This is a genomic window from Sphingomonas sp. 1F27F7B (assembly GCF_005503355.1).
Lineage (GTDB): Bacteria > Pseudomonadota > Alphaproteobacteria > Sphingomonadales > Sphingomonadaceae > Sphingomonas.
In genome coordinates this window covers 1-19717 of the sequence record NZ_SCMK01000019.1, presented here as the reverse complement: position 1 = coordinate 19717, position 19717 = coordinate 1, and the positions used below count along the sequence as shown (strand labels likewise).

General features: G+C 67.5%; 15 protein-coding genes. 4 read left to right on the top strand and 11 right to left on the bottom strand.

Features of this window, described 5'->3' with window-relative positions:
- Positions 1–176: 176 nt before the first annotated feature.
- Positions 177–7352 (bottom strand): Ig-like domain-containing protein, encoded by a 7176-nt coding sequence (locus FFS08_RS16650; protein WP_171012661.1) that lies wholly within the window; start codon positions 7350–7352, stop codon positions 177–179.
- 472 nt (positions 7353–7824) lie between these two features.
- On the opposite strand from FFS08_RS16650, the gene FFS08_RS16645 reads away from it, so the two are divergent.
- A complete protein-coding gene (locus tag FFS08_RS16645; RefSeq protein WP_137863529.1) occupies positions 7825–8460 on the top strand; it encodes a phage tail protein in 636 nt (211 codons plus the stop codon).
- A 75-nt stretch (positions 8461–8535) separates the two neighbouring features.
- On the opposite strand, the gene FFS08_RS16640 is transcribed toward FFS08_RS16645, so the two are convergent.
- Entirely contained in the window at positions 8536–8883 is a 348-nt protein-coding gene (locus tag FFS08_RS16640; RefSeq protein ID WP_249341331.1) for a DUF6916 family protein, read from the bottom strand.
- 126 nt (positions 8884–9009) lie between these two features.
- Between FFS08_RS16640 and FFS08_RS16635 the strand changes: the two genes are divergently transcribed.
- Positions 9010–9477, top strand: coding sequence for a GNAT family N-acetyltransferase (locus tag FFS08_RS16635; protein ID WP_171012660.1), 468 nt, complete (start codon positions 9010–9012; stop codon positions 9475–9477).
- Positions 9478–9483: 6 nt separating this feature from the next.
- On the opposite strand, the gene glmS is transcribed toward FFS08_RS16635, so the two are convergent.
- Genes glmS through glmU form a run of 3 tightly spaced genes read right to left on the bottom strand, consistent with a single transcriptional unit; the run spans position 9484 to position 13103 of the window.
- A complete protein-coding gene (gene glmS, locus FFS08_RS16630; protein ID WP_137863532.1) occupies positions 9484–11307 on the bottom strand; it encodes a glutamine--fructose-6-phosphate transaminase (isomerizing) in 1824 nt (607 codons plus the stop codon).
- A 30-nt stretch (positions 11308–11337) separates the two neighbouring features.
- On the bottom strand, positions 11338–11745 hold the full coding sequence (locus tag FFS08_RS16625) for a hypothetical protein (protein WP_137863533.1): 408 nt from the start codon (positions 11743–11745) through the stop codon (positions 11338–11340).
- The gene (gene glmU, locus FFS08_RS16620) at positions 11745–13103 is read right to left on the bottom strand and encodes a bifunctional UDP-N-acetylglucosamine diphosphorylase/glucosamine-1-phosphate N-acetyltransferase GlmU (protein WP_137863534.1); all 1359 of its coding nucleotides are present in this window, start codon (positions 13101–13103) and stop codon (positions 11745–11747) included. Before glmU ends, FFS08_RS16625 begins: the two co-directional genes overlap by 1 nt.
- Before the next feature lie 86 nt (positions 13104–13189).
- On the opposite strand from glmU, the gene FFS08_RS16615 reads away from it, so the two are divergent.
- Positions 13190–13867 carry an HAD hydrolase-like protein gene (locus FFS08_RS16615; protein WP_137863535.1) on the top strand — a complete coding sequence of 226 codons (678 nt, stop codon included), beginning with the start codon at positions 13190–13192 and terminating at the stop codon, positions 13865–13867.
- Here the strand turns inward: FFS08_RS16615 and FFS08_RS16610 are convergent.
- The 6 genes from FFS08_RS16610 to FFS08_RS16585 all read right to left on the bottom strand — a co-directional run bounded on the left by FFS08_RS16610 (position 13860) and on the right by FFS08_RS16585 (position 17544).
- A complete protein-coding gene (locus FFS08_RS16610; protein ID WP_137863536.1) occupies positions 13860–14270 on the bottom strand; it encodes a DUF4019 domain-containing protein in 411 nt (136 codons plus the stop codon). The genes FFS08_RS16615 and FFS08_RS16610 overlap by 8 nt on opposite strands.
- Positions 14271–14330: 60 nt before the next feature.
- Positions 14331–14699, bottom strand: a complete 369-nt coding sequence (locus FFS08_RS16605; RefSeq protein WP_212742029.1) for a VOC family protein — start codon at positions 14697–14699, stop codon at positions 14331–14333.
- A gap of 83 nt (positions 14700–14782) precedes the next feature.
- The gene (locus FFS08_RS16600) at positions 14783–15793 is read right to left on the bottom strand and encodes a nucleotidyltransferase domain-containing protein (protein ID WP_137863537.1); all 1011 of its coding nucleotides are present in this window, start codon (positions 15791–15793) and stop codon (positions 14783–14785) included.
- Positions 15790–16635, bottom strand: a complete 846-nt coding sequence (locus tag FFS08_RS16595; protein ID WP_137863538.1) for an HprK-related kinase A — start codon at positions 16633–16635, stop codon at positions 15790–15792. Before FFS08_RS16595 ends, FFS08_RS16600 begins: the two co-directional genes overlap by 4 nt.
- Positions 16632–16901 carry an HPr-rel-A system PqqD family peptide chaperone gene (locus FFS08_RS16590; protein ID WP_137863539.1) on the bottom strand — a complete coding sequence of 90 codons (270 nt, stop codon included), beginning with the start codon at positions 16899–16901 and terminating at the stop codon, positions 16632–16634. Before FFS08_RS16590 ends, FFS08_RS16595 begins: the two co-directional genes overlap by 4 nt.
- Before the next feature lie 256 nt (positions 16902–17157).
- Positions 17158–17544: a hypothetical protein gene (locus FFS08_RS16585; protein ID WP_137863540.1), complete on the bottom strand. Its 387-nt coding sequence runs from the start codon at positions 17542–17544 to the stop codon at positions 17158–17160.
- A gap of 356 nt (positions 17545–17900) precedes the next feature.
- On the opposite strand from FFS08_RS16585, the gene FFS08_RS16580 reads away from it, so the two are divergent.
- Positions 17901–19466, top strand: coding sequence for a tyrosine-type recombinase/integrase (locus FFS08_RS16580; protein ID WP_137863541.1), 1566 nt, complete (start codon positions 17901–17903; stop codon positions 19464–19466).
- Positions 19467–19717 lie beyond the last annotated feature (251 nt).

Below are 19717 nucleotides of genomic sequence, written 5' to 3'. Positions count from 1 at the left end.
ATATCGGCACCACCGCGCGAACGCCGTCCGGAAAGGACAGGATTCGCCACACCCGTTCCGCGCCTGGACCTGGATCCCCGTCCGCGCGGGGATGACGGGGTTCGCTGAATCAGTCCTCAACCTAGACGGATCGAGGCCCCGGGACCGGCGCTGCCGGCCCCCGGGGGCCCCTTTCCCTACCAGCGCTTCGACAGGCGGAGCTGCAGCGTGCCGGCCTTCTCGCCCTGCGCCGCCCGCAACCCGGTCTCGAAGTCGAACGACCAGCCGCTGGAGAGGATGTCGAAGCGCGTGCCGAAGCTCAGCTGGAGCTGCTCACGCCGCCAGCCATTGGCCGCCAGCTCATAGATCGCGGCCCCCGGGATATCGGCATAGTCGAGCCACTGGGCATCGACATTGGCGAACTCATGGTTCCATTCGGCGCGCAGGCGCGGCGTGATCGAGCCGAAGCCCGTCTTCTGGCGATATTCGAGGCGGCCGCCGATCGTACCGGTGATCGAGCGAACCTGGCGAGCGTCGAAGCGAAGATTGTAGCGCCCGGCGCCGCTCTCCGCATAGGCGTCGAGCTCGGCATCCATATATTCGCCGCGGCCATAGATCGACCAATGCAGCGGGCCGCCCATCCGGTCGATCCCCAGCGAGATCGCGGCAATGGTGTAGCTGCCGTCGCGGCTGCCATATGCCGTCGCGTTCACTGCCTGGGCGATGCGCCGGGTAGTGAAGTCGAGCTGGCCGCGGCCGATCATGCCGTCGATGAAGGTGCCGCTGGCGGGCTGGACGCTCGTATAGGCGGCATAGATCGTGCTGGTGCCGCGCACCTGCGCCGCCGTGCCGATCCGGCTCAGGTCATTGCCATAGCCACCGCCCAGGCCGACCAGCACGCCCTCGGAGAGCTTGATGTCGGCACCGGCGCTGAGCCCCGCGGTGGTGGCGGTGATCTTGCTGCGATCGGTCCGCTTGTCCCGCGTGCCGATATCGATCGCGCCGCCCGCCCAGGTGGCGATCGAGCCGACCCGGCGGTTGCCGTCCTCGTCCACCGCGCCCTTGCGCGGCGCTGCCGGGCTGCCGCCCGTCCCCTCACCCCCGCCGGTGCCGGCGATCGTCCGGCCATAGCCGAGCTGATCGGCGCGCGAGAGCGGCGATTGCGGGTTGTTGACGAACTGGCCGATCGCCGGATCCTCGCCCGAGACGCGCATCCGCTCCGTGATCCCCAGGCCCCAATCCTTGTCGTCATAGCGCCGCATCGGCGCCGAACCGTCGCGCGACGCCAGCGTCACGCCCATCGCCAGGCCGGTGCTGCCGCCGCCATTGTGGAGCTGCTCGGTGCGCCGCATGAAGTTGGAGACCTGGGCCCGGGCGAAGCGGCGGGTCGTCTCGGCCTGTGCGTCGCTGATCGCGGCGATGTTCGGATCGTTGCGCGGATCCGGGCGTGCCTGGACGGTGAGCGTCACCGTCGACGGCGCCGAGGCGCCGAAGACGTTGCTCAACGTATAGGTGACCACGATCTGCCCGCCAAAGCGGTTGTTCGGCGTCACATCGAGGCGATAGGCGCCGTTGCCCGCCGCCACGATCGCGGTCGTGGCCGAATTGGCCGGCGACACGCTCACCACGTTCGCGCCGGTGAACGGCCCGCGGATCGCGCCGTCGGTGAGCATCACCGAGACCATCTGGCCGTCGCCCGCCGTCGCCGTCTTGGGTGCCGCGACCGGCACCTGGCCGACGACCGTGATCGTCACCGTGCCTGGGGCCGAGGTGCCGCCGGGGCCGACCGCAACATAAGTGAAGCTGTCGGTGCCCGAGTAATTGGCGGCCGGCGTATAGGTCGCGATGGTCGGCGAGGCCGGCGCCACTGCAACCGGCGTCAGGCTCGGCCCGGCCCCGCCGCTCAGCGTGACCGTCCCGTGCGCCGGCTGGCTGGCGATCTGGATCGAATCATAGACGCCGGTGACGAGTGCCGAGAGATTGATCTGGACGCTCGTCCCCGCCGTCGTGGTGCTGCCCGCCACCGTGGAAGTGCCCGGCGCTGCGTTCGGCGGCGGCGGCGTCGCCACGGTGAGGCTCACCGTAGCCGCCGCCGACGTGCCGCCCGGGCCGGTGACGGTATAGGTGAAGCTGTCCGCGCCGAAATAGGTGGCGGTGGGCGTATAGGTCACCACGTCGCCGTTCACGGCCGTCGTGCCATGGGTCGGCGCGGTGACGATCGTCAGCGTGCTGTGGACGCCGGTGATCGATGTGGTGAGATCGATCGCCGTGCCCGAGCTGTTATAGGCCACGGTCACACCGGTCTTGTTGGCCGCGGTCGGTGCCGCCGGTGTCGCCACCGTCAGGCTCACCGTCGCCGGAGCCGAGGTGCCGCCAGGGCCGGTCGCCGTATAGGTGAAGCTGTCCGCGCCGTAATAGGTCGCGGCCGGGACATAGGTCACCACCTCGCCCGCGATCGTCACCGTGCCGTGCGCCGGCGCCGTGCCGATCGCAATGCTGCCGCGCACGCCGGTGATCGAGGCCGACAAGTCGATCGCCGTGCCGCTGCTCGCATAGGGCACCGCCACGCCGCTCTTGTCCGCCACGGTCGGCGCCGGCGGTGTCGCCACCGTCAGGCTCACCGTCGCCGGAGCCGAGGTGCCGCCAGGGCCGGTCGCCGTATAGGTGAAGCTGTCCGCGCCGTAATAAGTCGCGGCCGGGACATAGGTCGCCACCTCGCCCGCGATCGTCACCGTGCCGTGCGCCGGCGCCGTGCCGATCGCAATGCTGCCGCGCACGCCGGTGATCGAGGCCGACAGGTCGATCGCCGTGCCCGTGCTCGCATAGGGCACCGCCACACCGCTCTTGTTGGCCGCCACCGGTGCCGCCGGCGTCGCCACCGTCAGGCTCACCGTCGCCGGAGCCGAAGTGCCGCCAGGGCCGGTCGCCGTATAGGTGAAGCTGTCCGCGCCGTAATAAGTCGCGGCCGGGGTGTAGGTCACCGTGTCGCCCGCGATGACGAAGGAGCCGTGCGCGGGACCGCTGGTGACCGCGATGCTCGAATGGACGCCGGTGATCGAGGCCGACAGGTCGATCGCCGTGCCCGTGCTCGCATAGGGCACCGCCACGCCGCTCTTGTTGGCCGCCACCGGCGCCGCCGGCGTCGCCACCGTCAGGCTCACCGTCGCCGGGGCCGAGGTGCCGCCAGGGCCGGTCGCCGTATAGGTGAAGCTGTCCGCGCCGTAATAAGTCGCGGCCGGGGTGTAGGTCACCGTGTCGCCCGCGACGACGAAGGAGCCGTGCGTGGGACCGCTGGTGACCGTGATGCTCGAATGAACGCCGGTGATCGAGCCCGACAGGTCGATCGCCGTGCCGGTGCCCGCATAGGGCACCGCCACGCCGCTCTTGTCCGCCACGGTCGGCGCCGGCGGGTTGGCCACCGTCAGGCTCACCGTCGCTGCAAGAGCCGAGGTCCCGCCCGGACCAGTCGCAGTGAAGGTGAAGCTGTCTGGGCCATAATAAGTCGCAGCCGGGGTATAGGTCACCACGTCGCCCGCGACGACGAAGGAGCCGTGCGTGGGACCGCTGGTGACCGTGATGCTGCCATGGACGCCGGTGATCGAGCCCGACAGGTCGATCGCCGTGCCGGTGCCCGCATAGGGCACCGCCACGCCGCTCTTGTCCGCCACGGTCGGCGCCGGCGGCGTCGCCACCGTCAGGCTCACCTCCGCCGGGCCGGAGGTGCCGCCTGGACCGGTCGCAGTGTAGTAGAAGCTGTCTGGGCCATAATAGGTCGCAGCCGGGGTATAGGTCACCACGTCGCCCGCGACGACAAAGGAACCGTGCTGCGGCACCGTGACGACTGCGATGCTGCTGTGCACGCCAGTGATCGAACCCGACAGGTCGATCGGCGTGCCGGTGCCGTTGTACGGGATCGCGACGCCGCTCCTGGCGTTCGCCACCGGCGCCGAGGGAGCCACCACCGTGATGCTGACTTGCTTCACGTCCGAAGTCCCGCCCGGACCGCTTGCGGTGTAGGTGAAGCTGTCCGACCCGATATAGCCCGCCGTCGGGGTATAGGTCACCGTGTCGCCGGCGATGCTGGTCGTGCCGTGCTGCACATTGGCGACGATCGCGATGCTGGTGTGCGGACCGCCGGTGGAGACTGCACTCGACAGGTCGATCTGCTTGGCGGTGTTATAGGACACCGTGGTGCTGACGTCCGCCGCGCTCGGCCGCGCGATGAAGGTGTAGCTGTAGGAACCGGAGCTGGTCTGGCCGTTGACGCCGACCGTAACGGGCTGCGCGCCCGTGCCGGCTGCCGGCGCGGTGACGGTGAGCGACGTCACGCTCGCCGCGGTGACCGTGCCGGTCCCCGCCGCGCCGAAGGTCACCGTGTTGTTGCCTGGCGTCGTGCTGAAGCCGGTGCCCGAGACGGTCACCACCTGGCTGACCGGGCCCGAATTGGGCGAGAGCCCGGTGATCGTCGGCACCACCGCAAAGGCATTGCTGGACGCTGCCGGCGTGGTCGGATAGCCGCTCGGCGTGAAGGCGCCGAGCACGAGGCCCGAGGACGAGCCCGCGGTGACGCCGGCATAGGTGAAGGTGATCGTGCAGCCGCTCGACGGGATGGTGAAGTTGCCGAACTGATAGTTCGGCCCCGCATCCGATCCGGTGGCCCCGCAGCTGCCGCCCGGCGCTCCGCTCACGCGGCTCAGCAGCGAGGAACCGGCCAGCAGCGGCGCGACGTCCGGCGTGGCCGAGGCATTGGGATTGGCGAAGGTGATCGTCAGCGTGCCGTCCGCCCCGACGCCGAGCGAAGTCGGCGAGAAGCTGAGCGATGCCGTGACGGTCTGCGCCGCGCCGACCGCGATGCTCTGCTGCACCTGGGCGGCCGCGTTCCAATTGGCGTCGCCGGCCTGGTTGGCGTTGATGATGCATGTGCCGGTGGCGATGAAGGTCACCGTGTTGCCCGTCAGGGTGCAGACGCCGGTCGTGCCCGAGCTCAGGCTCACGCCCAGGAGCGAGCTGGCGCTCGCGCTCACGGCATAGGGCGCGCCACCCACCGTCGCGCCGGCCGGCGCGGTCGAGGTGAAGCTGATCGTCTGGTTGCCCTTGGCGATCGTGACCGTGGTGACCGGAGTCGTCGCGGTCACCGCCGGCCCCTGGCTGTCAGAGACCTGAATGATGTAGCTGAAGCTGCCCGCCACCGTCGGCGTGCCGGAGACGGTGCCCGTCGACGAATTGAGGCTCGTGCCCGGCACGAAGGCGCCGGCGTTAAGCGAATAGGTATAGGGCGTGACGCCGCCCGTAGCCGTATTGGCCTGGGAATAGGCGACGCCCACCTGAAGGCCGGTCGCGGCGGCCGGGGTTATCACCAGCGTGGCCGGCGTCACCGTGAAGCTCTGCACGACGTTGCTCGCCGGGGCCCAGTTGCCGTCGCCCGCCTGACTGGCGGTGATCGAGCAGAGGCCCCGATCGACCAGCGTCACCGTGGTGCCCGATACGTTGCAGACAGCGGGCGTGGTCGAGGCAAAGCTGACCGTCAGGCCCGAGGTGGCGGTGGCCGAGAGCGGCGGCGGCGTCGACGACAGCGCGATGTTGGACAGGGCGCCGAAGCTGATCGTCTGGGTGCCCGAGCCCACGACGATGCTATAGGCCAGGGTCTTGGTGTAGGGGCCGCCGCTGCCCACGGTCGAGCTGTCCGTCGCGGTGATGTCGAAATTGAACGTGCCCGCGGTGGTCGGCGTGCCCGAAAGCGTGTTGCCCGCCACGGTCAGCCCCGGGGGCAGGGTGCCGCTGCTGCGCGCATAGCTGTAGCCCGACGTGCCGCCGCTCGCCGTGAAGCTCTGCGAATAGCCGATGCCGACGGTGCCGCCCGGCAGCGGCCCGGCGGCTGGCGACAGGCCGATCGTCGGCGCGGCGATGCTGAGCGTGAGCGAGCCGGTCGCCTGGGTGAAGGGGCCGGTGCCGAGCGAGCTGTCCGTCACGATGGGCGCGAAGGTGAAGTTGCCGCTCGCCGCCGGCGTGCCGCTGACGGAGCAATCCGGGTTGATCTGCGTGCCTGCGGGCACCGTGCCCGATGCCGGCGTCGACGAGCAGCTATAGGTTGCCCTGCCGCCGCTGGTGTTGATCTGCACGCCCGAGAGCGCGACGCCGCGCGTACCGCTGCCGGTGAGCGTCGACGAGAGCGTGGGGTTGCTCACCGGCACGGTGACCGTCGCCGGGCTGGACGTGCCGCCCAGATTGGTCGCCGTGAAGGTGAAGCTGTCGTTGCCGCGGAACCCGATGGGTGCGCTATAGGTGACCAGCCCGGTGGAATCGATCGAGACCGTACCGCCATTGGCCGTGGTCGCCGAGCCCACCGCATAGCTGGTGGGGCTGTTCGTCGCATGGCCGGCGACGCTGAAGGTCACCCCCGCGGCATTGTACGCGACCGCGGAGGCCGTGAAGGAACTGGCGACCGGCGGAGCGATATAGGTAAAGCTGGTGGAAGCCGAGCCACCCGCCGTGGTGACCACGACCGGGACGGCGCCCGGGGCGGCATGTGCCGGCGCCGTGAAGGTCACCGTGGTAGCGGTGGTGCCGGTCGGCGTCACGCTGGCGCCGTCGACCGTCAAGGTCGCACCGGTCAGATTGGTGCCGGTCAGCGTCACCGCGGTGCCGCCCGATGTCGGCCCGCTTGCCGGCGAAGGCGCGCCGACGGTCGGCGCCGCGACATAGGTATACTGGTCCGCCGCGCTGGTCACGCTGGTGCCGCCTGGCGTGGTGACGGTGATGTGGACCGTACCCGCCGTGCCGCCCGGCGAAGTCGCGTTGATCTGCGTGCCGCTGATGACCGTATAGGTCGCGGTAGCGGCGCCGAACTTGACCGCACCCGTCGAAGCTGCCGCCGAGAAGCCGGTGCCCGTGATCGTCACCGGGGTGCCGCTGCTGGTCGGCCCCGAGGTGGGAGAAACCCCAGTGACCGTGGGCACCGGAGGCAGCGCGCAGCTGAGCGAGAAATTTACCGCGCTGTTGTTGGCGCCGTTATTGGTGGTGTTGCCGTCATACGTGCTGTTCGACAGGCCGATCTGGAAATAATCGCCCGCCTGCACACCGGAGAAAGTGAAATTACCACTTCCAGTCGAAGTCGTCACATCCTGCACGATCACGACATTCTGGGTCGCCCCGGCACGCGTATACAGAATGTAGATGAATGCGTTCTTGGTGTTCCCGCTCCAGGAATAGGTCACGACCTCATTGTTCGCGAGCGGTTGAGTTGCGGAATCGGTATATTTGTCCGTCCCATTGCCGCCGCCGTCGACCGTGAACACGCCGCCCAAGGCATTGATGGCGGTGCAACCCGCGGACGCCCATGCGTTGGCCGGCGCGAGCGCCACCAGGGCGGCCATGACGCCGCGCAATGCCGCCGAAGCGACTCGATTCGGACGCGAGGGTGTGGCGGAGGAATCCTTCCTTCGCGAATCAACCGAATCGCGATGGAAAGCCGCCTCCACGAGACGAATAACCCCGGAACGGATGGCTTGCCCGACGCCCCAATCCATAGAATTTCCCCCGACCCGCCCAATGGGCGCGTGCATTCCAGTTACCACAGCAACTTACGCGCCTACAATCAAGTTTGGTCGACACCGGGCCACATAAGAACAAACGCTGTACCGGATCCGGACACGCCTAGAAAAAACGGGAGATATCGCAGCCAAAATAGCTCCATTTTGGTTGCATTATTCCGAAAACCAAAAAGATTCCGCCGCAGACAACTTTCTCACATTGCCAAGCGCGACATCTTGGCCGCATCATGACGAGGGCGAACTGACCGCCCGTACAGCGCACCCAAGCAAACACATCCATCTTCGGGAGGGCACCATGAGTGAACCGTTTGTCGGCCAGATCATGCAGGTCGGCTTCAACTTCGCGCCGCGAGGCTGGTCTTCGTGCAACGGCCAAATTCTGAGCGTCACGCAGAATCAGGCGCTGTTCGCGCTGATCGGCACCACCTTTGGCGGCAACGGCTCGACCACTTTCGGCCTGCCGAACGCGGCCGGCCGCGGCTTTGTCGGCCTGGGCCAGAGCAGTGCCAGCGGCCAGACCTATATCTGGGGCCAGGCTGCGGGCGCCGAAAGCGAAACGCTGTTGATCGCCAACATGCCGGCGCACAACCACACTGCCACTTTCGCGGGCCTGGCGGGCAGCACAAGCGCGAGCGGCTCGATCCAGGCGGTCACCGGTGCGACGACGCAGACCAACGTTCCGGCCGACGGTTCGCTGTTCGCCAACTGCGCCAATGCCGGCCCGAACCAGGTGAAGATCTATGCGCCGACGGGCACAACCGGCACCATGGTCAATCTCGGGGGCGTCAACATCACCGGCGGCAACTTCACGCCGCAGGGATCGGTCGCGGTGGGCCCCACCGGCAACAACCTCCCCTTCTCGATCATGAACCCCTATGTCGCGGTGCAGACCAACATTGCGTTGGTGGGCGTGTTCCCCTCGCGCAACTGATCGCCGGGCGAACAAACTGTTTCCGGCTTCGTCGCCCGCGCGACGGAGCCGGCTTCGTTTCCGACAGGTTCGGGCTCAGGAAAAGACCGCCTGGTAGATTCGCCGATCGGGATGAGGCTGCAATTGCGTGATCATGATCGCATGCGGACCGCCCCTGCCGCAGTCGAGATCATAGGTTCCGTCGATCAGATAGACTTCCAGGGGAGATTCGAAGAAGAGTGAAAAGGGTGGACGTACATCGATGCCACGCAACGGAGCGAGCCGCTGGATGCTGGCGAGCGTGATTTCCACCTGTTCGGGAATCGTGGCAACCCGAACCTTGCGGCCGACCCAGGGCTCGAAATCTTCCGGTGCTAGTAATTCCATGTGGCTTATATCCCCCTCCCGCCGAACGGATGATCGCCCCGGCTTCGAGAAAGCCATCCTGCCGGGTCCATTGCGGCGCGTGAAGCCGGTCCGCGCCGTTTCGGGGCAAAAGTCGATGAAATGCTAGCCCCCTTCCCCGCCCCGCTACCGCTACCGCTGCCGGATGCCCTGCACGCGCGGGACGTGACATTGCCGCCGGCGCGCGCCGCCGACTTGCAACCGCTTGCCGATCTCTACGCGGTTTCGCGCATGCCCGATCTGCTCCTCGCGCCTTGGCCGCCAGAACGAAAGCGCAGCTTTCTCGACGAGCAGTTCGCGCTCCAGCACGCACATTTCGTCAAGCACCACCGCAAGGGCCATTTCCGGCTGGTCGCCCGACAGGGCACGCGGATCGGCCGATTCTATTTCGACTGCAGTCTCCCGGAATGGGTGTTGATCGACATCCTGCTCGGCCCGGGGGCGCAAGGCAGCGGGATCGGCGGCGCGCTTATCGGCTGGCTGCAGCAGGCGGCACGCGAAGCAGGGGCTGTCGGGCTGCGCCTGAGCGTCGCCCGCACGAACCCGCGCGCGCGCGCGCTCTATCAGCGGCTGGGCTTCATCGATGCCGGCGACGTTGCCGGCACGCACATCGCCATGGTGTGGCGCCCCTGAGGCCCGTTATTCGACGGTGACCGACTTCGCCAGGTTGCGCGGCTGATCGACATCGGTGCCCTTGGCCACCGCGACGTGATAGGCGAGCAGCTGCACCGGCACCGCATAGACCAGCGGCGCGATCAGCGGATGCACCTTCGGCATGGTGATCGTCGCCACGGTACCCTCGCCCGCCGCTTCGATCCCGTCATAGTCCGAGATCAGGATCACCTTGCCGCCGCGCGCCTGCACTTCCTGCATGTTGCTCACGGTCTTGTCGAACAGCGGACCCGACGGTGCGATCACGATCACCGGCACGGCATCGTCGATCAGCGCGATCGGACCGTGCTTCATCTCGCCGGCGGCATAGCCCTCGGCATGGATGTACGAAATTTCCTTGAGCTTGAGCGCGCCTTCCAGCGCCAGCGGATAATCGGTGCCGCGGCCCAGATAGAGCACGTCGCGCGCAGCGGCGACGATGCCGGCCATCGCCTGGATCGCCTCGTCATAGGCCAGCGCGCCGTTGAGCGCGGCCGGCGCCTCGGCGAGGTGCTTGACCAGCGCCTTCTCGTCGGCCTCGGACAGCCGGCCCTTGGCCTTGGCGAGATTGGCGGCGAGCGCAGCAAGCACCGCGAGCTGGCACGTGAAGGCCTTGGTCGAGGCGACGCCGATCTCGGGGCCGGCATGCGTCGGCAGCAACAGGTCCGCCTCGCGCGCCATCGAGCTGGTCGGCACGTTGACCACCGCGGCGATCTTCTGGCCCTCGCTGCGGGCATGGCGGAGCGCCGCGAGCGTGTCGGCGGTCTCGCCTGACTGGCTGATGACGATCATCAGCCCGCCCTCTTCCATCACCGGCGCGCGATAGCGGAACTCCGAGGCGACATCGAGGTCGACGGGCACGCGGGCGAACTGCTCGAACCAGTATTTGGCGACCATGCCGGCATAGAAGCTGGTGCCGCAGGCGACGATGGTGACGCGCTTGATCGCGGAGAGGTCGAACTCCGGGATCGGCAGCGTGACCTGCTCTTCCATGCGCTGGAGATAGGCGCGCAGCGTCTGGGCGACGACGATCGGCTGCTCGTAGATCTCCTTGAGCATATAGTGCCGGTGATTGCCCTTGGAGACGAGATCGCCGGTGACGCCCGAAATGGTGATCGGGCGCTCGACGGGATTGTTGTCCCGGTCGAAGATCTGGGCGCCGCCATGAGTGATGACGACCCAGTCGCCCTCCTCGAGATAGGCGATGCGCTGGGTGAGCGGCGCCAGCGCCAGCGCATCCGAGCCGAGATAGGTCTCGCCCTCGCCATAGCCGACGACCAGCGGCGAGCCGAGGCGCGCGCCGACGAGAAGGTCCGGATGCTGGCGGAACAGGATGGCGAGCGCGAAGGCGCCATGGAGCCGCGGCAGCACCTCGGCAACGGCCTCGGCCGGGGCCAGGCCTGCCTCGATCTTCTCGCTGACGAGATGCGCGACGACTTCGCTGTCGGTCTCGCTCTCGAAGGTCCGGCCGCGCGCGATCAACTCGTCGCGCAGCGTCTTGAAGTTCTCGATGATGCCGTTGTGGACCAGCGCGACTTCGCCAGTGGCGTGCGGGTGTGCGTTGTTCGTGGTCGGGCCGCCATGGGTCGCCCAGCGGGTGTGGGCAATGCCGGTGGTGCCGGGGAGCGGATTGGCCGCCAGCTCCTTGCCGAGATTGACCAGCTTGCCCGAGGCGCGGCGGCGCTCGATCCGGCCATCGACATCGGTGGCGATGCCGGCCGAATCATAGCCGCGATATTCGAGGCGCTTGAGACCGTCGAACAGCCGCTCCGCGACTTCCTCCTTGCCGACGATACCGACGATTCCGCACATGTTCTGGGTGTTCCTGCTCTTGCCCGGCGATCAGCCGAGGATTTCGATCTGGTCGATGGAGTCGACGGCGATGCGCGTCTGGAAATGCGAGCCGATCGGCACGCGGCGGGCAACGCCCTTCACGCGCACCCGCTTGCCGACCAGCCTGTCCTCCGGATAGCCGCCGAGCTTCTGCTTCAACGCACCGATGGCTGCCGAATGCAGTTCGATGGTCAGATTGCCGGGGTCGCGATAATTGGCGGCGGAGTTCAGATAGACGTTGAACCCGCCCGCGCCGCCCGAAGCGACGACGAACTCGAACACCCCCGTCACTTCGCCCGTCCGCGATCCGGCCACCGCCTCGATCGCCTGGGCGGGGTTCATCGGCGCCGCCGTCTGCGCGAAGGCCGGCGTGGCGACCACGAGGGACAGCATCGATATCAGGGTTCGGGTGCGCATCACTTCTTCGCCGCCTCCTTCTTCGCCTTCATCACTGCGCGGAACTTCCGCGCCCAGCCCGGCTTCACCTGTTGCTCGGCCCGCACGATCCCCAGCGCGTCCGCCTCGACATCGCGGGTGACCACCGAGCCGGCCCCCACGATCGCGCCGTCGCCGATGGTGACGGGCGCGACCAGGGCGCTGTTGCTACCTACAAAGGCGCCGTTTCCGATCACTGTCCGGTACTTTAAAAATCCGTCATAATTGCAGGTGATGGTGCCCGCGCCGATATTGGCCCCCGCCCCCACCACCGCATCGCCGATATAGCTGAGATGGTTGGCCTTGGCCCCCGGCCCGATCACCGCCTTCTTGATCTCGACGAAATTGCCGACCTTGGCGCCCTGCTCGATCCGGGCGCCGGGACGCAGCCGGGCATAGGGGCCGATATCGGCGCCCGAGAGGATCTCGGCCCCCTCGATATGGCTGAAGCCATGGATGGTGACTAGATCCGCCACCGACACGCCGGGGCCGAACACCACGTTCGGCTCGATCGTCACGTCGCGGCCGATCACGGTGTCATGGGCGAACCACACCGTCTCCGGCGCGACCAGCGTGGCCCCCTCGGCCATCGCGCGGGCCCGGCGGCGCTGCTGCCACTCGCGCTCGAGCCCGGCCAGCTCGCCGCGGCTGTTGACTCCGGCCACTTCGATCGCGTCGGTCTCGATACCCACCGAGAAGCGGCCCTCGCGGCGCGCCAGCTCGACCAGGTCGGTGAGATAATATTCACCCGCCGCATTGTCGCTGGTAAGCTGGCCGAGCAGGCGGAACAGGTCCGGCCCGCGCACCGCCATCAGGCCCGAATTGCAGAGCGTCACCGCCCGCTCCTCCGGCGTCGCGTCCTTGTACTCGACGATCTTGTCGAGCCGGCCATCGGAGCCGACGATCACCCGGCCATAGGCGCCCGGATCAGCCGGACGGAAGCCGAGCACCACCACGCTGGGGCCGCCATCGCCGTGGAGCGCGTCGAGCATCCGGCGCATCGTCTCGGCGGTGACCAGCGGCACGTCGCCATAGAGGATCAGCACATCGCCCTGGAAGCCGGCGAGCGCGCTCTCCGCCATGCGCACGGCATGGCCGGTGCCGAGCTGCTCGGCCTGCTCCACGGTCTCCACGCCCAGCGGATGGACCGCCGCCTCGACTTGCTCGCGCCCCGCGCCGACAACCACGACCTCGCGCTCCGCGCCCAGCGCCTTCACGCTGTCGATCAAATGGAGCAGCATCGGCCGCCCGGCGATGGGGTGGAGCACCTTGTGGGTGTCGGACTTCATCCGCGTGCCCTTGCCGGCCGCGAGGATGATGGCTGCGATCGGTGCGGTCATTGGCCTCTCTGTTCCGGGGTGCTGGACCGGCCCCCTGCCACGATATGCTTGCCAATTCCATAGCCCGGCTGGCAGGCAGCACCGCGATGGCTGCATTCCCCTTCGCGATCGTCGGGTTCGACCTGGACGGCACCCTGCTCGACACCAGCGCCGACCTGGCCGGCGCCGTGAACCATGCGCTCGACCTGGCCGGCCGCCCGCCGCTCGACATGGCGACGGTGATGACCACCGTGGGGCGCGGCGCGAAGCACATGCTGGAACAGGCGCTGGAAGCGTCGGGCGGCTATGACGACGCATTGATGGCGCGGGTCTATCCGCCGCTGCTCGACCATTATCGCGATCATGTCTCCGACCATTCGCGCCCCTTTCCCGGCATGCTGGACGCGCTCGACGCGCTGGCGGCCAGGGGCGCGACGCTGGGGATCGTGACCAACAAGTTCGAGTATCTGGCAGTGAAGCTGATCGCCGAGCTGGGCCTGGACCACCGCTTCGCCGCGATCATCGGCGGCGACACGATGGGCAAGGGCAACGCCAAGCCGTCGGCCCTGCCGATCCGCGAGATGATCCGGCGCTGCGGTGGCGGCCGCACGGCGTTCGTGGGCGATTCGATCTACGACACCATGGCGGCGCGGAATGCCGAAGTGCCGAGCGTGGCGGTACGCTTCGGCTTCCTCTCCCAGCCGGTGGAGGAGCTGGGCGCCGATGCCGTGATCGATTCCTATGCCGAGCTGGTCCCGGTGCTGGAGCGGCTGGGGACTAGTTGAGGATCAGCGCGTCCGAGTTGACGTGATAGCCGGCGAGCGCCGCCTTGCCGGCGTCGATCCGATAGACGAACTGCTCCTGCGCGGTGCCGCGCTCATATTGCGCTTCCTGGTTGAGCACGATGAAGTGCACGCCGTTGTTGAAATTGTCGTTCCAGCCGATCGTCTTCGACGTGCGGAACTTGCCCAGCTTCCGATGCACCGCGTCGAGCAGCGCGAGCCATTTGTCCTGCGGCGTGGCGGCGCGCAGTTCGGGCGCCGCGCTCTGCCAGGTCTCGGCGAACTTGCCCGCATCGAGCGACTGGTGGAAACGCGCAGCTCCGGCCTCCGCCAGCGGCACGTCCTTGCCGATCGAACAGGCCGAAAGCGCCAGCGCCGCCGCGACGATTCCCAGAGTCCGCATCATTCCCCCTCCCTCAAGTCAGGGTCGATATGCTGCCACCCTGCCCCGGCGATGTCGATGCGGTCAGCCCGGATCCTTGAGCTGGTGCAGCAGCACGGCATTGCCTTCGCTGTCCTCGATCACACGCATCCGGCAGACCGGCGAGTGGATGAGGTCGCTCTTGAAGGTCACGCCCTTCCCCTCCAGCGCCGTGCAGAGCGCGTCGAGATCCTCGACTTCGAAGGCGATCGTGCCGCCGGCATCCGAGGCGGGCCGGTCGCCGGTCACGTCGGTCAGCGCCAGGCAGCCGCCGCCGGGCAGGTCGAATTCGATCCATGGAATCCCCTCCGGCGCATGGCTGGCCGGAAGGCCGAGCGTCCGCTCGTAGAAATCGCGCGCGCGGGCGAGATCGACGGCCGGATACATGGTGAAGGCGACCTTGCGGAACATCATCGTCTCTCCCGTGGAATGCCCATGCAGAATAGCGGAGGCGCCCCAACAAGGCAAGGATTTGTTCCTGTTATGTTTCATTCGGTTCAGCCGACCGGGCGATAGCCCTTGCGGTATTTGGTCCAGAGATGCCGGGCGAGCATCAGCGGCGGCATGCGCAGCCAGTGGCTGCGGACATAGAAGCCCAGCCGCGTGAGCCGGGCGGTCTGGCGGCCCCAGCCATCGCGGGCGGTGAGGCGGTGGAGATAGAGGCGGTCGAGCGGGGTGCGCCGCCGCCATTCGGGCGGGACCTCGGTGCCGTAGAGCGCATGGCTGAGCCGGGCGGCGCGGGCCATCGCGGCGGAGAGGCCGTGGCGGCGGGCGCGTTCGGCCAGGCCCTCGACCTCCCCATCTCCAAGCAGGCAGTGAATGTCCCAAAGGTTGCGCATTCCGCCGGCCAGGTCGCCGTCCGCCAGGAGGTGGGCGGCAGCATGAACCAGCATGTCCGGACGCGAAAATGTGCACAGTCCGTTGTCGAGCGGCACGGCGGCGGCGAGCAGCGCCCCGGCATCGGGGGTGATGCGCGCCGTCAGGGGGAGGATCGTGTGGTGGACGTCGATCATCCGGTCGCGCTCGCGGTGGATGAGCGGCGGCAGCTCGTGCATCCAGCGGCGATAATAGGCGTCGTCATAGGGATCGGGCTTCACCCATTCCCAGCCCGCCGCAAGCAGGGCCGCCTCCACTTCGTCCAGGCGGTCGCGGGGGACGAGGATGTCGAGATCGCCGATGTTGCGCCCTCTCGCCGGCGACAGGCCGGCAGCGGCAAAGGCAGTGCCCTTGAGCAGGACGACCGGCACGTCGAGCGGCGCCAGCGCCCGCCGCGCCATCTCGGCCTCCCAGAGCGCCGCCAGGCGGACCTGCCCGGCCGAGGCGATCGCATCGTCGACCAGGCGCTGCACCGCGGCGGGCAGCGCCAGGCCGTTCAGCCGGTGCGCGAGCGTGCCCGCCATCTGCTCGGCCCGGGCGACGGCGAACAGCTCGGTCCATTCCCGCGCGGCAAAGCCGAGCGCCGTGCCGGGATCGCGCAGCACATGGGCCAGGCGCCAGCCGGGGCTCATGCCAGCGCCTCGACCAGGGCTATGCCAGCTTCGGCGTCCGGATAGTCTATTGCCCGCGCGGGGACGGCCTGCACGAGCCGGGTGAGCGCATCGAAGCCGCGCTCGGCGAGATGGACATAGTTGGTCGATGCCTGAGTCAGCCGGACGAACGCCTCGCTCTGCGGCACCGGGCGCTCGGCGGCCTCGAAGCCGAAGCGGGGGAAGAGCAGCAGCGCCGGCTCGGCGGGCTCGGCCATGTTCGCGATGGCGCGAAGATCGGGGACCAGATGGCGGATGTCGCCCTTGGGCGTGCCGGGAAGCAGCGGCCCGAACCGGGCATCGGGCAGCGCGGCCCGGACGACCGCGATCGCCTGGTTCTTGAGGCTGATCAGCCGCGGAAAGGCATGGGCCAGGCCGGTGGCGGGATCGATCAGCACGAACTCGTCGCCCATCAGCCGCCAGCCGCGCGCCATCAGCAGCGCCGCGAGCGTGGACTTGCCCGCACCCGAGATGCCGGTCATCAGCACTGCCCGGCCATTCCGTTCCACCGCCGATGCGTGCAGCAGCAGGAAACGGCGCTGGGCGAGCGCCATCTGCAGGTTCATCCCCATCTCGGCGGCGAGCAGCCCCTGGGCAAGCGGCAGGGGCGCGGCATCGGGGATGGTGAAGTCCCCGCCGATATGAACCGCCGGACGAAGCCAGCGCCGCCAGGGCCGCGCGGCGAAGAGGTGGACATTGAAGTCCGGAACGTCCGGCTTGGGATAATCGCAATACAGGGCTTCCAGGGCAGCGACCGGCGCGCGCCAGTCGCTGCCGATGCGGAAGGCCGCGGGGCCGATGGCCAGGTGGGCGACGTGCCTCACAACCGCTCCACCAACCCGGCGGCGACCAGCTCGTCCAGGCGGATGGCGAGCGCGGCTGGATCGGCGTCGAGCAGATCAAAACGCTCGCCGAGGCGCGCGAGCAGCTGGGCGGCGGACAGCGTGTCGCCGGCGAGCGCTTCGAGCATCTCGGGCACGGGCGCGTCGACGACATGGGTGATGCCCGAGGCGCGGTGATAGATCAGCGTGAGCGCGTCGAGCGGGACGATGCGCAGCGTTTCCGGCGGCGCGGCGCGATAGCTGGTCATCGCCGATCTTCGCGCAACGACGCTGCGGCGAGACGAAGAAGAAGATGTTCACGCAGAGACGCGGCGCCGCGGAGGCCGTCCCGCATCGCGTGCGCGATGCCCGCAATCGTCGCCGGAGCCGAGATCCTGCCGCCGACGCAACGCCCGGGCTCGCCGAAGGGACTCCCTCCGCGGCGCCGCGCCTCCGCGTGAACCCGCTTCCGTCTTCCCTTCTTCACATCGTCGCGTCGTCGCGCGGTCGGATCGGCCACGGCCTTCAGCCGCGCGGCATCTGCAGCGAGGCGAAGCAGGTGAAGCCGCTGGTGCCCGACTGGAGGCGGCGGATATAGTTGGTATAGGCGCGGCTGCGTTCGTAATCGGTGCCCGGCAGCGTGCCGCCGTTCAGCGCGCGCTTGACGTCCTCCGCCTTGAACGGCGCACCGGCCGGCGGGAAGGCTCCGGGTGTGCCGGCCGGGACGAGCTTGCCGTCGGCCGCGACATATTGGCCCGCGCGGCCCGGATCGGGCACCGGGATCTCGCAGTTCATCACCGAAGCATTGGTCTGCGCCAGCGCCGGGCGAATCGAAACGATCGCCGACGCGCTCGCGGCGCCCAGCATCAGCGCACGGCGGCTGGCCTTCGGAAGCGGATCGTCGTCTGCCATGGCGCATTGTCCTGCGCCCGCCGGCGTTTCGCAATCGTAAATTGCGGGAGAACGGGACACATGCGGCCCCTTAGGTTGATGACTCCCCGTCATCCCCGCGCAGGCGGGGATCCAGGGTAGTACAGGATATCGGCGCCACCGCGCGAACGTCATCCGGAGAGGAGGGGACCGGCCACACCCGTTCCGCGCCTGGCCCTGGATCCCCGCCTTCGCGGGGATGACCAATATAATCTAAATCACTAGGAAAAAATGATAAATTTTGGTATAGCTTTCTGCACAAGGGCTGCACAGCTACGGTGGATCAATGACTTACGCCGCTGTTCTGCACAGAACCTACACAGAGAGTGAGGTCGCGCATGGCGTTTGTCACAGACAAAGAGGAGCTGAAGCCCGGTTTGGTGATCTTTCGCCGAGCAGACGTGCAGCATCGCAACTGGTATTGCCGGGTGAAGGTGCCGAAGGTTGACCGGTATAAAACGGTCTCGCTCAAGACTGACGATATCAATACGGCGCGCTCGTTGGCGTGGGATCAGGATGGCGAAGTCCGGTATGCCACAAAGCGCGGCGATCCGGTGTTCAATCGCCCTTTCCGCGACATCGCGAAGGAATTTCTGGCTACCCAGGTTGCACGGGCGAAGCGCGGCGAGATCAGCAAGGGGCGGCCCGAGAAGATGAAAGCCATCATCGAAGGGCCGCTCAATGAGTATGTCGGCTCAACGCAGGTACACCGCATCGGCGATGAGCTATGGGGCAGTTATCCGGCGTGGCGACGTGAGAACGGCGAAGGCCGGGCCGAGCGCAATGGCGGCCGGAAGGTATCGCCGGAGCTGGCGGCCAAGCTCGTGCAGCAGGATCAGGCGATGATCCAGAAGGCACGTGCGGCACGCAAGCTTCGCGCAAAGCCCCTGACGCCCAAGCAGTTTGAAGAAGCGGTTCAGGCCAAGCTCGATAAGCTGGTGCCTTTCGTCAGCGATGCGACGATCCGCTTTGAAATGTCGATCTTCGGCTCGATCATGCAATACGCGATCAAGAAGCGGTATGTACCTGCCAGCCAACGCTTCGATGATCGCCCGCAGCTCAAGAAAATGCGTCGCGATGAACTCAACCACGAGGAGTATGTCGCGCTTCATACCCATGCCCGCACGAAGTGGATCAGTGCGAAGCCGAAGGGTGAGGATAGCAAGCCGAACCCCGACGCCACCGCGTCCGACCGGCAGATATGGTATCGCACGGTCGCCTACAATTTCATGCTCATTATGTGCAACACTGGCATGCGCCCGAGCGAGGCCAAGAACTTGCGTTGGTGCGACATCACGCCCGCCAAAGACCGCGACGGCAACGAGATCGTGGTGCTGTTCGTGCAGGGCAAGGGCAAGTCGCGCAAGCTGGTGGCGGTGTCGAGCGTCGGCAAATATCTAGCCCGCATCCGCGAGCAGGCCAGGGAAGCCAATTGGAAACGTGCTGGGAAGAACGGCAAGCAATCCGATCCTGTCTATGATCCAAAGCCGACCGATACCGTCTTCACCACCATCGATGGTACGCCCGCCAAGACGCTCTACGGTACACTGGTCGAGGATATGCTGACCGATGCCGGGTTACGTGTCGGCCCGTGCGGGACGATCCGCTCCACCTACAGCTTCCGTCATACCTATGCGACGTATCGTCTCTCCGAAGGCGTGGACGTGTATCTGCTCGCCGAGCAGATGGGCACTTCGGTCAAGATGATCGAGGATCACTATGGGCATGTGAACACCATCAAACATGCCGACCGCGTGTTGCAGGGTGCTGGAGGCTGGAACCCGGTTGAGCCCGAGGAGAAGAAAAATGCCGCCGAGGGTAAGGCAAAAGCCTCGAAGGCGTCTCAAATGCGCGATCAGGCAGCGCGGCCCGCGCCCAAGAGCCGTAAATCGCGCAAGGCGTAGCCGATCCCGCGCCCGGCCCGGGCTCCCTGGCGGGATCAAGACCCGCTTCGCTGACGCGCCGCTGGCGCTCCCCGGTCAGCGAACGGCCAAGCAGGCATGGGAAGAAGGCGCGCCCGGCCCGTAGCGCTCCATTGCCTCTGACGTGCGCCCCTGATTGTTACCACTCAGAGGTAGAGTCCGGCTCCTTCATGATGGTTGGTTGATGGGATGGCAACGTGCCTGGGGGCATGCCCCCAGGCACGTTGGCCGGC